General features: G+C 56.1%; 13 protein-coding genes and 2 tRNA genes. 11 read left to right on the top strand and 4 right to left on the bottom strand.

Annotated elements, in window-relative coordinates:
- The first annotated feature begins 49 nt into the window (after positions 1-49).
- Positions 50-126: transfer RNA gene (locus tag ID864_RS22125), tRNA-Asp, on the top strand.
- Between the two features lie 7 nt (positions 127-133).
- A tRNA-Trp gene (locus tag ID864_RS22120) sits at positions 134-209 on the top strand.
- Positions 210-338: 129 nt separating this feature from the next.
- On the opposite strand, the gene hdfR is transcribed toward ID864_RS22120, so the two are convergent.
- A complete protein-coding gene (gene hdfR, locus ID864_RS22115; RefSeq protein ID WP_048914343.1) occupies positions 339-1,166 on the bottom strand; it encodes an HTH-type transcriptional regulator HdfR in 828 nt (275 codons plus the stop codon).
- Between the two features lie 121 nt (positions 1,167-1,287).
- Between hdfR and ID864_RS22110 the strand changes: the two genes are divergently transcribed.
- Complete coding sequence (locus tag ID864_RS22110) at positions 1,288-1,626, top strand: DUF413 domain-containing protein (protein WP_048914333.1); 339 nt, start codon at positions 1,288-1,290, stop codon at positions 1,624-1,626.
- Positions 1,627-1,660: 34 nt separating this feature from the next.
- Here ID864_RS22110 and ID864_RS22105 read toward each other — a convergent pair whose 3' ends face one another.
- Positions 1,661-3,181, bottom strand: a complete 1,521-nt coding sequence (locus tag ID864_RS22105) for a YifB family Mg chelatase-like AAA ATPase (protein ID WP_048914334.1) — start codon at positions 3,179-3,181, stop codon at positions 1,661-1,663.
- Between the two features lie 340 nt (positions 3,182-3,521).
- Here ID864_RS22105 and ilvL point away from each other — a divergent pair, with 340 nt between their 5' ends.
- From ilvL to ilvA, 6 genes are all read left to right on the top strand, one after another.
- Entirely contained in the window at positions 3,522-3,620 is a 99-nt protein-coding gene (gene ilvL / locus ID864_RS22100) for an ilv operon leader peptide (protein WP_071822090.1), read from the top strand.
- Between the two features lie 139 nt (positions 3,621-3,759).
- Positions 3,760-5,406: an acetolactate synthase 2 catalytic subunit gene (ilvG, locus tag ID864_RS22095; RefSeq protein ID WP_048914344.1), complete on the top strand. Its 1,647-nt coding sequence runs from the start codon at positions 3,760-3,762 to the stop codon at positions 5,404-5,406.
- Complete coding sequence (gene ilvM, locus ID864_RS22090; RefSeq protein ID WP_048914335.1) at positions 5,403-5,660, top strand: acetolactate synthase 2 small subunit; 258 nt, start codon at positions 5,403-5,405, stop codon at positions 5,658-5,660. The genes ilvG and ilvM overlap by 4 nt, the downstream gene beginning before the upstream one ends.
- A gap of 18 nt (positions 5,661-5,678) precedes the next feature.
- The gene (locus ID864_RS22085) at positions 5,679-6,605 is read left to right on the top strand and encodes a branched-chain amino acid transaminase (protein ID WP_048914336.1); all 927 of its coding nucleotides are present in this window, start codon (positions 5,679-5,681) and stop codon (positions 6,603-6,605) included.
- A 66-nt stretch (positions 6,606-6,671) separates the two neighbouring features.
- Positions 6,672-8,522, top strand: a complete 1,851-nt coding sequence (ilvD, locus tag ID864_RS22080) for a dihydroxy-acid dehydratase (protein WP_048914337.1) — start codon at positions 6,672-6,674, stop codon at positions 8,520-8,522.
- Positions 8,523-8,527: 5 nt separating this feature from the next.
- The gene (ilvA, locus tag ID864_RS22075; RefSeq protein WP_048914338.1) at positions 8,528-10,072 is read left to right on the top strand and encodes a threonine ammonia-lyase, biosynthetic; all 1,545 of its coding nucleotides are present in this window, start codon (positions 8,528-8,530) and stop codon (positions 10,070-10,072) included.
- Here ilvA and ilvY read toward each other — a convergent pair.
- Positions 10,069-10,950: an HTH-type transcriptional activator IlvY gene (gene ilvY / locus ID864_RS22070; RefSeq protein ID WP_048914339.1), complete on the bottom strand. Its 882-nt coding sequence runs from the start codon at positions 10,948-10,950 to the stop codon at positions 10,069-10,071. The two genes, ilvA and ilvY, sit on opposite strands and share 4 nt — an antisense overlap.
- Before the next feature lie 160 nt (positions 10,951-11,110).
- Here ilvY and ilvC point away from each other — a divergent pair, with 160 nt between their 5' ends.
- Entirely contained in the window at positions 11,111-12,589 is a 1,479-nt protein-coding gene (gene ilvC, locus ID864_RS22065; protein ID WP_048914340.1) for a ketol-acid reductoisomerase, read from the top strand.
- A 66-nt stretch (positions 12,590-12,655) separates the two neighbouring features.
- On the opposite strand, the gene ppiC is transcribed toward ilvC, so the two are convergent.
- A complete protein-coding gene (gene ppiC, locus ID864_RS22060; protein WP_048914341.1) occupies positions 12,656-12,937 on the bottom strand; it encodes a peptidylprolyl isomerase PpiC in 282 nt (93 codons plus the stop codon).
- 285 nt (positions 12,938-13,222) lie between these two features.
- On the opposite strand from ppiC, the gene rep reads away from it, so the two are divergent.
- A complete protein-coding gene (rep, locus tag ID864_RS22055) occupies positions 13,223-15,241 on the top strand; it encodes a DNA helicase Rep (protein ID WP_048914342.1) in 2,019 nt (672 codons plus the stop codon).
- The last annotated feature ends 17 nt before the right edge of the window (positions 15,242-15,258 follow it).

Below are 15,258 nucleotides of genomic sequence, written 5' to 3'. Positions count from 1 at the left end.
GGCGAAACACCTGAAGTCAGACGCAGTCTGAATTCAGTACAGAATCGGTGGAGCGGTAGTTCAGTTGGTTAGAATACCTGCCTGTCACGCAGGGGGTCGCGGGTTCGAGCCCCGTCCGTTCCGCCACCCTTTTAGGGGCGTAGTTCAATTGGTAGAGCACCGGTCTCCAAAACCGGGTGTTGGGAGTTCGAGTCTCTCCGCCCCTGCCAAATAAAAACAATCCTTTGCTTCGGCAAAGGATTTTTTTTGTCTAAAATTCCTGCCCTGTGCGTTATTCCCCCAATTTCCCCATAAAAAAAGGCCAGCAAGCTGACCCTTTTGTGCGTTTTAACAACGATTTATGCTTTAATATTCACCGGGAATTTTATCAGCTGGCGAATATAGGCCTGCTGATCGCTGTTTTCTAACCACACCGCATACAGCGGTCGGGAGACAACAGCCGTGTCCGGGATCACCATTAAATCGCTGTACTCTTTACCCCAGACCTCAGGTAAAAATGCGCAGGCTCCGGTAGTGTGCAGCAGTTGACGGGTTAAATGTGCAGAAGTTGTCGTCAGCACTGGCACGTCGTCTGCCCCTGCCAGATAGCTTTCATGCTGATGGAAATCAGCACCCCACTCCAGCTTAATATAGTCATATTTCTCTTTTTTCTCCGATTTTCGCGACCGGAACAAAGTCAGAGAAATATGGCCAATCTGCTGGCTGGTCAGCTCGTCCATTTTCGGTGCTTCAGTAGTAATTAACAGGTCCAGCTGCCGCTCGTGCAGTTGCTTGACCAGTAAATGGCGCTGAGCGACTCGTGCCTCTAAATGCAGGCTCTCACGGTTCTCATACAGGGTTTGTAGCCACGGCGTCAGGTACGCTTCCCACATGGAAGCACTTGCCCCTATCGACAGCTCGTGATGCTGCTGTGTATGCGCCACCTCTTTCTTGGCCATCAGCCAGGTGCTCATCAGGCTTTCTGCATAGGGGAGGAGTCGCTCGCCTGCAGACGTCAGCCTGATGTTATTGCGGTGGCGGGTAAACAGGTTTACACCCAGCTGGTTTTCAAGCTGCCTGATGCGAAAACTTACAGCAGATTGCGTGAGATAGAGTGCTTCAGCGGCACGTCCAAAGTGGCGAGTTCTGCTCACTTCAAGAAAGGTCTTCAGTAATTCCGTATCCACATCCATCTCCTAAAAAACATTTGTCGTTATGATTTAAATGTTTTGTTTTACACTCTGTCAAGCCTATCTAATACTCCGCGCCATAAATAGCACGGCCATAAAAGAGTTAGGAGCGTGTAAAATGGCGGAAAGCTTCGCAACAACGAATCGTTTTTTTGATAACAAACATTACCCTCGCGGGTTCTCCCGTCACGGCGATTTCACCATCAAAGAAGCCCAACTTCTTGAGCGTTATGGTTACGCTTTTAACGAGTTGGACCTGGCAAAGCGTGAGCCAACGACGGAAGAAGAGCGTCTGTTTATTGAGGTGTGCCGTGGTGTGCGTGAGCCGCACACTGAGGCAGAGAAAGTCTGGTCAAAGTATATGACTCGAATCAAACGTCCTAAACGTTTCCACACCCTTTCAGGCGGCAAGCCGCAGATGGAAGGTGTTGAAGACTATACAGATAGTGACGATTAAGACAAAAGGGGCTTCGGCCCCTTTTTCGTTGCCATCATTCCAGGTTATTTTGCAGATGTATCATTAAACGATCGATCCCACGGTAGCTTACAGCTTCAGTCAGATGTTCCCGGTTAATCTCCTGCTCGCCTGCCAGATCGGCAATAGTCCGCGCCACTTTCAGTATGCGCTGCCACGCCCGTACCGACAGCCCCAAATGATTCAGCACCTGTTCCAGCCATTCGGCATCCTCTCGGGTAAGTGTACAGTAATGCTGGATTTCTGGGTTATTCATTAGGGCATTCACTTTACCGCAGCGTGCGTACTGACAATTTCGTGCGGCCAGCACGCGCTCTCTTACCTGCTGGCTTGACTCACTGTCAGTACGTTGATGACTCAATGTTCCCGGAGGCAGAAGGGGCACCTCCAGCGATAAATCAAAGCGGTCAAGGAAAGGGCCAGACAGGCGACTGAGATAGCGCAGCGTCTGCTGTGGAGAGCAGCGGTTGTGCGAACCAAGATAGTGTCCGGTCGGGCTTGGGTTCATGGCGGCTATCAATTGAAAACGTGCCGGATAGGTAATCTTTGCTTTGGCCCGGGAAATACTGATCTCCCCTGACTCCAGCGGCTCACGTAATGCATCCAGCGCGCGCCGCTCAAATTCCGGTAGCTCATCCAGAAACAGCACGCCGTTATGCGCCAGCGAGATCTCCCCGGGCTTCGGCAAAGAGCCACCGCCCACTAACGCATACAGCGAAGCGCTGTGATGAGGGGAGCGGAAAGGCCTCTGGCGCCACTGACGGCGTAGATCGCCGCTATTCACGAGACTGGCTACACTTGCACTCTCAAGGGCCTCACGATCGCTTAGAGGCGGCATCAGACCACTAAGCCGCGATGCCAGCATTGTTTTTCCCGTCCCCGGTGGTCCAATCAGCAGCAGATTATGGCCGCCAGACGCTGTGACCTCCAGCGCTCGCTTGGCCTGCTCCTGGCCAATAATTTCATTCAGGTCGTGCGTTTCGGCTGGGGAGGGTTGATGCTCGCAGCGGGCGTGCTCCAACTTCCCTTTATCGTGCAAAAAAGCACAAACCTCCAGCAGGTGAGTCGCAATCAGGCTCTCGCCATGCTGGATCAGGCCGACATCATTTTCATTGTAGGCCGAGAGGATCAGCTGTCGCCGGGCATCCAGCGCGGCCACTGCGGCGGGAATCGCACCCTGTATGCCGCGTAGCGCGCCTGTCAGGGCCAGTTCGCCGAGGAACTCATAGCGGGTGAGCTTTTCCGCAGGGATCTGCTCAGAAGCGGCGAGAATAGCGATAGCGATGGGAAGATCGTAACGCCCCCCCTCTTTTGGCAGGTCAGCAGGCGCCAGATTGACGGTGATACGCTTAGCCGGGAAGGTGAACCCGCTATTAAGGATTGCGCTGCGTACCCGATCGCGCGCTTCCTTGACGGTGGTTTCTGGCAGCCCGACCAGCGACAGCGCAGGCAACCCATTGCTAATGTGGACTTCTACAGTGACCAGCGGCGCCTGAATGCCGATTGCAGCGCGGGTGTAGGCAACAGATAACGACATAAACTCTCCTTGTTGCGGCTATTTTGCGCCCCCGGCTTTTTTGCGGCGACGGGCAAAGACGGAATTTGCGCGCCGCACCGTAAAGTTTTTGCCCGGCTCGACTGCCAGAAACATTGCCTTGCGATCGGACTCGACTATTTTCTCAGCAGCGAGATGAAGCCATCGCGCCCGGTGATTAATGAAAAACATTCAGCTTTTGCTTATTGACTGAAAAACCATAATTTTTTCTGAATCTGTGGCTGCCCGCATAAAATTAAATGATGAAAAAAGTTGAATCAGAACCTAAAACTGTGATAACTCTGTAGGCATTACTTCGAACAAGCGAATTTTAAGTATCCAAATGAAAGCCCTTCTACGAGTCGTCAGCCTAGTCATTATTAACGTCGTCGTGATTATTATCACGCCGTGCGGGGCTACGCTCGGAGAAAGAAAGGCTTAAAAATCAAGCCTGATTTCGAAAGAACCCCCGCACCGAAAGGTCCGGGGGTTTTTTTTTGCAGGGCATTAACGAGAGAGGAACAGAAGATGAACAGTAGAATAATATGCTGTTGTTCCAAGCAGAGGGCGGGGAAATAACTATGAATGGTGCTCAGTGGGTGGTTCAAGCTTTGCGTGCACAGGGTGTCGAAACAGTTTTCGGCTACCCGGGTGGTGCAATCATGCCGGTCTATGACGCGCTCTATGACGGCGGTGTCGAACACCTACTGTGCCGCCACGAGCAGGGTGCGGCGATGGCGGCGATCGGATTCGCTCGCGCGACTGGCAAAGTCGGCGTCTGTATCGCCACTTCCGGACCGGGGGCCACCAACCTGATCACCGGCCTGGCTGATGCCATGCTGGACTCGGTGCCGATTGTCGCCATCACCGGGCAGGTCTCCTCCGCGGTGATGGGCACCGATGCCTTCCAGGAGATCGACGTGCTCGGCCTGTCACTGGCCTGTACCAAGCACAGTTTCCTCGTTGAATCTCTCGAAGAGTTACCGATCGTGATGGCAGAGGCCTTCGCCATCGCCAAATCAGGCCGCCCTGGCCCGGTACTGGTCGATATCCCTAAGGATATCCAGCTGGCATGCGGTGAGCTGAGCGCGCATCTGCTGCCGGTAGAGCAGGAGCTGGCGCACCCGCACGCTGAATTGCAGCAGGCGCGTAACCTGCTGGCTCAGTCAAAAAAACCGATCCTATACGTGGGTGGCGGTGTCGGGATGGCGGATGCCGTTCACGCCCTGCGCGCTTTCGCTAAAGAGACCGGTATTCCAACCGTTGCCACTCTGAAAGGTTTGGGCACGCCGGATGCTGAAGACGCCTGCTACCTCGGCATGCTGGGCATGCACGGTACTAAAGCCGCCAATATTGCCGTTCAGCAGTGTGACCTGCTGATTGCCGTAGGCGCGCGCTTTGATGATCGCGTAACCGGTAAGCTGGACACCTTCGCGCCGCATGCCAGCGTGATCCATCTGGATATCGACCCGGCTGAGCTACACAAACTGCGCCGCGCGCACGTTGGCCTGCAGGGCGACCTGAATAAGCTGCTGCCAGACCTGTATCAGCCGGTTGAGATTCAGGCGTGGCGTGAAGAAGTGAAGGCCCTGAAAGCCGAAAGCGGCTGGCGCTACGACCATCCGGGCGAGGCGATTTTTGCTCCGCTGTTTTTGAAACAGTTGTCAGACCGTAAACCGCAAAGTGCAGTAGTGACCACCGATGTGGGTCAGCACCAGATGTGGGCCGCGCAGCATATGAGCTTTAACCGCCCGGAAAACTTTATCACCTCCAGCGGTCTGGGCACCATGGGCTTTGGCCTGCCAGCCGCAGTGGGTGCACAGGTTGCCCGCCCGGACGACACCGTTATCTGCGTCTCCGGCGACGGTTCCTTCATGATGAACGTGCAGGAGCTTGGCACCATTAAGCGTAAACAGCTGCCGGTTAAAATTGTGCTGCTTGATAACCAGCGCCTTGGCATGGTTCGCCAGTGGCAGCAGCTGTTCTTCGCCGAGCGTTACAGCGAAACCAATCTGTCCGATAACCCGGACTTCCTGATGCTGGCTCGCGCTTTTGATATCCCGGGCCAGCGCATTACCCGTAAAGACCAGGTCGACGCCGCATTAGACGCTTTGCTGCACAGTGAAGGGCCATACATGCTCCACGTCGCCATCGACGAGCTTGAGAACGTCTGGCCTCTGGTACCGCCTGGTGCCAGCAACGAACAAATGATGGAGAAAACCTCATGATGCAGCATCAATTGTCTATCGAAGCGCGCTTTCGCCCGGAAATACTGGAGCGCATTTTGCGCGTCGTGCGTCACCGTGGCTTTCAGGTCTGCGCGATGAACATGGCGTCGTTAGTCAACAGTGACAATATTAATATTGAGATGACCGTTGCCAGCCAGCGCTCTGTCGATTTACTGTCAACGCAGTTGAGTAAACTGATGGACGTTGCATGCGTTCAGACCCAACAATTAACAACACAACAAATCCGCGCATAAGCGCGCAAGGAAACAAGAATGACGAAGAAAGCAGACTTTATCTGGTTCAATGGCGAGATGGTTAAATGGGAAGACGCTAAGGTCAGCGTCATGTCCCACGCACTGCACTACGGCACCTCTGTGTTTGAAGGCGTCCGCTGCTATGACTCGCACAAAGGACCAGTAGTCTTCCGCCATCGTGAACATATGCAGCGCCTGCGTGATTCTGCCAAGATCTATCGTTTCCCTGTCAGCCTGAGCGTTGATGAGTTGATGGAAGCCTGCCGCGCTACCCTGCGTAAAAACAACCTGAAAAGCGCCTATATTCGTCCGCTGGTATTTGTTGGTGACGTGGGCCTGGGCGTTAACCCGCCGGACGGTTATGAAACTGATGTGATCATCGCTGCATTCCCATGGGGCGCCTACCTCGGTGCCGAAGCGCTGGAGCAGGGCATCGATGCGATGGTCTCGTCCTGGAACCGCGTGGCGCCAAACACCCTGCCAACGGCGGCCAAAGCCGGTGGTAACTATCTCTCCTCTCTGCTGGTGGGTAGCGAAGCGCGCCGCCACGGCTACCAGGAAGGGATCGCGCTGGACACCCAGGGCTATATCTCAGAAGGTGCCGGTGAGAACCTGTTTGAAGTGAAAGACGGCATACTGTTCACTCCGCCGTTCACCTCTTCTGCGCTGCCGGGTATTACTCGTGACGCCATCATCAAACTGGCGCAGGATATGGGAATCGAAGTGCGTGAGCAGGTGCTGTCACGTGAATCGCTGTATCTGGCTGACGAAGTGTTTATGTCCGGTACTGCCGCGGAGATCACTCCGGTACGTAGCGTTGACGGTATCCAGGTTGGCGCGGGTAAACGCGGCCCGGTCACCGAGCGCATCCAGTCTGCCTTCTTCGGCCTGTTCACCGGCGAGACGGAAGACAAATGGGGCTGGTTGGATCCGGTTAACCCATAACAATAATGTTTTTTTCGCAGGCGTCAGTTGACGCCTGCGCACTATCTGATTTCTGGAGTATAGAGCATGCCTAAGTACCGTTCCGCCACCACCACTCACGGGCGCAATATGGCCGGTGCCCGTGCCCTCTGGCGCGCCACAGGAATGACCGATGATGATTTCGGTAAGCCGATCATCGCCGTGGTTAACTCCTTTACGCAATTTGTACCGGGCCACGTTCACCTGCGCGACCTGGGTAAGCTGGTTGCTGAGGAAATTGAAGCCTCAGGCGGCGTGGCGAAAGAGTTCAACACCATCGCAGTGGATGATGGTATCGCCATGGGCCACGGCGGAATGCTCTATTCTCTGCCATCCCGTGAGCTGATCGCCGACTCCGTGGAGTACATGGTAAACGCCCACTGTGCCGATGCCATGGTGTGTATCTCTAACTGTGACAAAATCACCCCGGGCATGCTGATGGCGTCACTGCGCCTGAACATTCCGGTGATCTTCGTTTCCGGCGGCCCAATGGAAGCCGGTAAAACCAAACTGTCTGATAAAATCATCAAGCTCGACCTCGTCGATGCCATGATCCAGGGTGCGAATCCGAACGTCAGCGATGCAGAGAGCGATCAGATTGAGCGTTCGGCCTGCCCGACCTGTGGCTCCTGTTCAGGGATGTTTACCGCAAACTCAATGAACTGCCTGACCGAAGCGCTGGGTCTGTCGCAGCCGGGTAACGGCTCGCTGCTGGCGACGCACGCTGACCGTAAAGAGCTGTTCCTCAATGCTGGCCGCCGCATCGTCGAGCTGACCAAACGTTACTACGAGCAGGATGACGAAACGGCGCTGCCGCGCAGCATCGCCAGCAGAGCCGCATTTGAAAACGCCATCACCCTGGATATCGCCATGGGCGGTTCAACTAACACCGTTCTGCACCTGCTGGCTGCCGCGCAGGAAGGCGAAATCGACTTCGATATCTCCGACATCGATCGCCTGTCGCGCCTGGTTCCGCACCTGTGCAAAGTGGCGCCAAGCACGCAGAAATACCATATGGAAGACGTTCACCGTGCCGGTGGGGTACTCGGTATCCTCGGCGAGCTGGACCGCGCCGGACTGCTGGACAACAGCGTGCGCAACATCCTCGGCCTGAGCCTGCGTGAAACGCTGGATCAGTACGACATCATGCTGACCAAAGATGAAGCGGTGAAGAAAATGTTCCGCGCTGGCCCGGCGGGCATTCGTACCACTCAGGCATTCTCGCAGGATACCCGTTGGGACACGCTGGATGACGACCGTCAGGAAGGCTGCATTCGTTCACGCGAATTCGCCTTCAGTCAGGACGGCGGCCTGGCGGTGCTGTACGGCAACATCGCTGAAAACGGCTGTATCGTTAAAACCGCGGGCGTCGATGAAGGCAGCCTGGTGTTTAGCGGCCCGGCGAAAGTCTATGAAAGCCAGGATGATGCGGTTGCTGCGATCCTTGGCGGTAAAGTGGTGGCCGGTGACGTTGTCGTTATCCGCTATGAAGGGCCAAAAGGCGGCCCGGGTATGCAGGAAATGCTCTATCCGACCACCTATCTGAAATCAATGGGCCTCGGTAAAGCCTGTGCGCTGATCACCGATGGTCGTTTCTCCGGTGGGACTTCCGGTCTGTCAATCGGCCATGCTTCGCCGGAAGCGGCGAGCGGCGGCACCATCGCGCTGGTCAAAGATGGCGACATCATCAACATCGATATTCCACAGCGTGGTATCCAGCTGGCCGTGCCGGACAATGAACTGGCCGCCCGTCGTCTGGAAGAAGAAGCACGTGGGGATGAAGCCTATACGCCACACGGTCGTGAGCGTCAGGTTTCCTTTGCTCTGCGTGCTTATGCCACCCTGGCAACCAGCGCCGACAAAGGTGCCGTCCGCGATAAGAGTAAGCTGGGAGGCTAACAAACATGGCTGAGTCGCAACCGCTATCCGACCAACCGAGTGGCGCAGAGTATCTGCGTGCGGTGCTGCGTGCGCCGGTGTATGAGGCGGCCCAGGTCACCCCGTTGCAAAAGATGGAGAAGATCTCTGCCCGCCTCGGCAATACCATCCTGGTAAAGCGCGAAGATCGCCAGCCGGTACACAGCTTTAAGCTGCGTGGCGCCTACGCGATGATTGCCGGGCTGAGCGCAGAGCAGCGCGCGCGCGGCGTGGTTACCGCTTCGGCGGGCAATCATGCTCAGGGCGTAGCGTTATCGGCCAGCAAGTTAGGAATTAAATCCCTGATTGTGATGCCGGTCGCCACTGCAGATATCAAGGTTGATGCGGTGCGGGCGTTTGGCGGTGAGGCTTTCCTGTTTGGCGCCAACTTTGATGAAGCGAAAGCGAAAGCCATCGAGCTGTCCGAGCAGCAGGGTTACACCTTTGTGCCGCCCTTCGATCATCCGATGGTGATTGCCGGGCAGGGCACACTGGCGATGGAGCTGCTGCAGCAAGATGCGCATCTTGACCGCGTGTTCGTACCGGTTGGCGGCGGCGGTCTGGCAGCAGGCGTGGCGGTGTTGATCAAACAGTTGATGCCGCAAATCAAAGTGATTGCGGTGGAGGCGGCAGACTCAGCCTGCCTGAAGGCGGCGCTGGATGCCGGGCATCCGGTCGATCTACCACGCGTCGGGCTGTTTGCCGAAGGCGTGGCGGTGAAGCGCATCGGCAGCGAGACCTTCCGGCTGTGCCAGGAGTATCTTGACGACATCATCACCGTCGACAGCGATGCCATTTGCGCGGCGATGAAGGATCTGTTCGATGATGTGCGTGCGGTGGCGGAGCCTTCCGGCGCGCTGGCGCTGGCGGGGATGAAGAAGTATATCCAGCAGCACCAGATCCAGGGTGAACGGCTGGCGCACGTGCTGTCCGGTGCTAACGTCAACTTCCACGGCCTGCGCTACGTTTCCGAGCGTTGTGAACTGGGCGAGCAGCGTGAAGCGCTACTGGCCGTAACAATTCCCGAGCAGCAGGGCAGCTTCCTGCGCTTCTGCCAGCTGCTGGGCGGGCGTTCGGTGACCGAGTTCAACTATCGCTATGCCAACGCTGACGAGGCCTGCATCTTTGTTGGCGTACGCCTGACGCGCGGCATGGAGGAGCGCCACGAGATCCTGCAGCTGCTGTCAGAAGGCGGTTATCAAGTCGTGGATCTCTCCGATGACGAAATGGCGAAGCTTCACGTGCGCTATATGGTCGGCGGGCGACCGTCGAAACCGCTGCGCGAGCGGCTGTTCAGCTTTGAATTCCCGGAGGCGCCCGGTGCGCTGCTGCGCTTCCTGCAGACGCTGGGCACCCACTGGAATATCTCGTTGTTTCACTACCGCAGCCACGGTACTGACTACGGTCGCGTTCTGGCGGCGTTTGAGCTGAGCGACAGCGAGCCGCAGTTTGAAGAGCACCTGGCGGCGCTGGGTTATGATTTCCACGATGAAACCAATAATCCGGCCTTCCGCTTCTTCCTGGCGGGCTAAAGCAGTTTCCAGAAAGCATCAATAAGCGGCTCAGTGAGCCGCTTTTTTTGTACGCATACGCCGAGTTCAAACGGTGCCACCATCTCGACATCTTCCAGCTCCAGAATACGGTTACGGATTGGCTCCGGACTGTTCTCCAGCACCACATCCGGCAGCAGTGCGATGCCGCACCCCAGCGCCACCATCGAGACAATTGCCTCATGTCCGGAAACCGTAGCGTAAATCAGTGGGTTCGCGATATGGCGATGGCGGAACCATAAATCAATGCGTCGCCGCGACGGCCCCTGCGCGGGCAGAATAAATGGGATTTGCGCCCAGTCGGGATGCGGCTGCGTTGCCTGGCTACGCACCGGGCACGGCAGCGCGGGGGCGATCAGCACCAGCGGGATCAGCCCGAGCGGCATAAAACCAATGCTGCCGGGCAGCGTTTCTGGCCGCCCGGCGATGGCAATATCGGCCTCATTGGTCTGGACTTTCTCCACCGCGTCGGCGGCGTCCCCGGTGGTCAGTTTGATTTCTACCAGCGGATGCTCGGCGCGGAAGCGATCAAGGATGGGCGGCAGATGGCTGTAAGCGGCGGTCACCGAGCAGAACAGACGCAGTTCACCACTCAGTGACGGGCCATTCTGCCCGATGGCGTGGCGCATCTGCTGATACTGCAACAGCGTTTGCTGAGCGAACTGGCGCAGACGCTCACCGGCATCGGTCAGGGTTACCGTGCGGTTATCGCGTAAAAACAGCGTCTGCCCGAGGTCCTCCTCCAGCCGCTGGATCTGCCGTGACAGCGTAGAGGGGCTGACGTGCATCGCCCTTGCGCTGCGGCCAAAATGGCGGCTATCGGCGAGATGGAGAAACAATTTCAGGTCACGCAGATCCATACAGTTTGGGCCTCAAAGCTATGTTGCAAAAAGTGCAACGTCACGTTGTTAATATATCAATTTCAGCAATGCATTTCCTGTCATATGATAGGGTTTATACAGGGTCGGAAAGAGAGACCCGATAACAGACAAACGCATCACAACCTCATACGGAGTACCCATGGCTAACTATTTCAACACTTTGAACCTGCGCAACCAGCTGGCGCAATTAGGTAAATGCCGCTTTATGGCGCGTGAAGAATTTGCTGATGAAGCGAGCTACCTGAAAGGTAAAAAAGTCGTCATCGTTGGCTGTGGTGCTCAGGGCCTGAACCAGGGCCTGAACATGCGTGATTCTGGCCTCGACATTGCTTACGCTCTGCGTGCAGAAGCGATTGCCGAGAAGCGTGCTTCATGGCGTAAAGCGACAGAAAATGGCTTCAAAGTGGGCACTTACGAAGATCTGATCCCACAGGCCGACCTGGTGGTTAACCTGACGCCAGACAAGCAGCACTCCGCTGTGGTACAGGCGGTGCAGCCGTTGATGAAAGAGGGCGCAGCGCTGGGTTACTCACACGGTTTCAACATCGTTGAAGTGGGCGAGCAGGTTCGTAAAGACATCACCGTGGTGATGGTTGCGCCGAAATGCCCGGGTACTGAAGTACGTGAAGAGTACAAACGTGGTTTCGGCGTGCCAACGCTGATCGCGGTTCACCCGGAAAACGATCCAAAAGGCGAAGGCATGGCGATTGCTAAAGCCTGGGCAGCAGCAACCGGCGGTCACCGTGCGGGCGTGCTGGAGTCCTCCTTCGTTGCTGAAGTGAAGTCCGATCTGATGGGTGAGCAGACCATCCTGTGCGGTATGCTGCAGGCGGGTTCGCTGCTGTGCTTCGACAAGCTGGTGGCTGAAGGTACGGATGCAGCCTACGCAGAAAAACTGATTCAGTTCGGCTGGGAAACCATCACCGAAGCCCTGAAGCAAGGTGGCATTACGCTGATGATGGACCGCCTGTCTAACCCGGCTAAACTGCGTGCTTACGCACTGTCCGAGCAGCTGAAAACCATCATGGCCCCGCTGTTCCAGAAGCACATGGACGATATCATCTCCGGTGAGTTCTCCTCCGGGATGATGGCTGACTGGGCAAACGATGACAAAAAATTGCTGGGCTGGCGTGAAGAGACCGGTAAAACCGCGTTCGAAAACGCTGCACAGTTCGAAGGTAAAATTGCCGAGCAGGACTACTTCGACCAGGGCGTTGTGATGATCGCCATGGTGAAAGCGGGCGTTGAGCTGGCATTCGAAACCATGGTTGCTGCCGGTATCATCGAAGAGTCTGCTTACTACGAATCACTGCACGAGCTGCCGCTGATTGCTAACACTATCGCCCGTAAGCGCCTGTACGAAATGAACGTGGTTATCTCTGATACTGCGGAATACGGTAACTACCTGTTCTCTTACGCGGCAGTACCGCTGCTGAAAGAGTTCATGACCACGCTGCAGGCAGGCGATCTGGGCAAAGCCGTCAACACGGCGACCACCGTAGATAACGCTCAGCTGCGTGACGTGAACGAAGCGATTCGTCATCACGAAATCGAAGCGGTTGGCCGTAAGCTGCGTGGCTACATGACCGATATGAAACGTATCGCCGTAGCGGGTTAATTCTGCGTAAATCGATGTAGGGGCGGATCGCTGATCCGCCCGAAAAAAGCGCCGTCTGGCGCTTTTTTAATTGCGGTACAACACTTTAATGATGTGGTAACCGAACTGGGTGTGCAGCGGGCCCTGTGGCTCGATCAGCGGGCAGGAGAACACCACTTTATCGAATGCCGGCACCATTGCGCCCTGTTTGAACTCACCGAGGTGGCCGCCTTTCTTACCTGACGGACAGGTAGAGTGCTTCTTCGCCAGCTTCTCAAAATCTGCGCCGTCAGCCAGCTGTGCTAACAGGTCCTGAGCCAGTTTCTCTTCTTTTACCAGAATGTGCAGTGCTGCTGCCATTTTTGCCATGATTGTTACCTTGAGTAAGAGTTATTTCGCGGGCAATACCCGTCATACTTCAAGCTACCTGTGCGTTAGCTGCCCTCGTTCACCCTAATCACTGACTTCAGTCAGCTCATCGGGATTAGTGAGCCTCATCCCTGAGGCTCAGCCCTCGGCCAGCGCGAGCGCTGCTCAAATCGGTTTCCGACCGATTTGTCACTCTTTTGCTGCCTTCATGCAACTCGAATTATTTTGGGTATATACTACCACGCTGTTTTCTCCTCCCTCGCAATTTCATTGAGTGATTTATCTATGCGTCTTAATCCTGGTCAGCAACACGCCGTCGAATTTGTTACCGGACCCTGTCTGGTACTGGCTGGTGCCGGTTCGGGAAAAACACGCGTCATTACCAATAAAATTGCCCACCTGATCCGCGAATGCGGCTATCAGGCGCGCCATATCGCCGCGGTGACCTTTACCAACAAGGCGTCGCGTGAGATGAAAGAGCGCGTGGCGCAGACGCTGGGGCGCAAAGAAGCGCGCGGGTTGATGATCTCCACCTTCCATACGCTGGGGCTGGAAATTATTAAGCGCGAATACGCCGCGCTGGGGATGAAATCGAACTTCTCTCTGTTTGACGACCAGGATCAGCTGGCGCTGTTAAAAGACCTGACCGAGGAGTGGCTGGAAAACGATAAAACCCTGCTGCAGCAGCTGATATCAACGATCTCCAACTGGAAGAACGATCTGATGGATCCGCCGCGTGCGGCTGCGGGGGCGTTATCGGAGCGCGATAAGCTGTTCGCGCACTGCTACGCGCTGTATGACCGCCATCTGAAGTCCTGCAACGTGCTGGATTTCGACGATCTGATCCTGCTGCCGACCCTGCTGTTCCAGCGCAATCTGGAAGTGCGCGAACGCTGGCAGCAGAAAATCCGCTACCTGCTGGTGGATGAATATCAGGATACCAACACCAGCCAGTATGAGCTGGTAAAGCTGCTGGTGGGTAGCCGTGCGCGCTTTACCGTGGTGGGGGATGACGATCAGTCGATCTACTCCTGGCGCGGTGCGCGGCCGCAGAACCTGGTGCTGCTTCAGGAAGATTTCCCGGCGCTGCAGGTGATCAAGCTGGAGCAGAACTACCGCTCTTCGGAACGCATTCTGAAAGCGGCGAATATCCTGATCGCCAATAACCCGCACGTGTTTGAAAAGCGTCTGTTCTCCGAGCTGGGCTACGGCGCGGAGCTGAAGGTGGTGACGGCCAACAACGAAGATCACGAAGCGGAACGCGTTACCGGCGAGCTGATTGCCCATCACTTTATCAATAAGACCGCTTATAAAGACTACGCCATTCTGTATCGCGGCAACCATCAGTCGCGGGTGTTTGAAAAAATGCTGATGCAGAACCGCATTCCCTACCGTATCTCCGGCGGCACCTCATTCTTCTCGCGTCCGGAAATCAAGGATCTGCTGGCCTACCTGCGCGTACTGACCAACGCCGACGACGACAGCGCCTTTATGCGCATTGTGAATACGCCACGGCGTGAAATCGGTTCGGCTACGCTACAAAAACTGGGCGAGTGGGCGATGCAGCGCAATAAAAGCCTGTTCAGCGCCAGCTTTGATATGGGGCTCGGCCAGACTCTGACCGGGCGCGGTCTGGAATCTCTGCAGCGCTTTACCCACTGGCTGCGGGAGGTAGCGCAGCTGGCGGAGCGCGAGCCGGTGGCTGCGGTACGCGATCTGATCCGCGGTATCGATTACGAGAGCTGGCTGTTTGAAACTTCCGGCAGCCCGAAAGCGGCTGAAATGCGCATGAAAAACGTCAATACCCTGTTCCAGTGGATGACGGAAATGCTGGAGGGCAGCGATATCGACGAACCCATGACGCTGACCCAGGTCGTTACGCGCTTTACGCTGCGCGACATGATGGAGCGCGGTGAAAGTGATGAAGAGTCAGATCAGGTTCAGTTAATGACGCTGCACGCCTCGAAAGGTCTGGAGTTCCCCTACGTGTTCCTGGTGGGCATGGAGGAGGGATTACTGCCGCATCAGAGCAGCATTGACGAAAATAACGTTGAAGAGGAGCGTCGTCTGGCTTACGTGGGTATCACGCGTGCGCAGAAGGAGCTGACGTTTACTCTGTGCCGCGAGCGACGTCAGTATGGTGAATCAATCCGCCCGGAGCCAAGCCGCTTCCTGCTGGAGCTACCGCAGGATGATCTGAAATGGGAGTCGGAGCGGAAAGTCGTCAGCGCAGAAGAGCGCATGCAAACCGGCCAGAGTCGTGTGGCCGGGTTGCGGGCGATGCTGGATAAAGCGAAGAAATAGAAGCGGATTAACGCCGC

This window comes from Erwinia aphidicola (assembly GCF_014773485.1).
In the GTDB taxonomy this organism is placed as follows: Bacteria; Pseudomonadota; Gammaproteobacteria; order Enterobacterales; family Enterobacteriaceae; genus Erwinia; species Erwinia aphidicola.
This window is presented reverse-complemented; position numbering and strand designations above follow the sequence as displayed.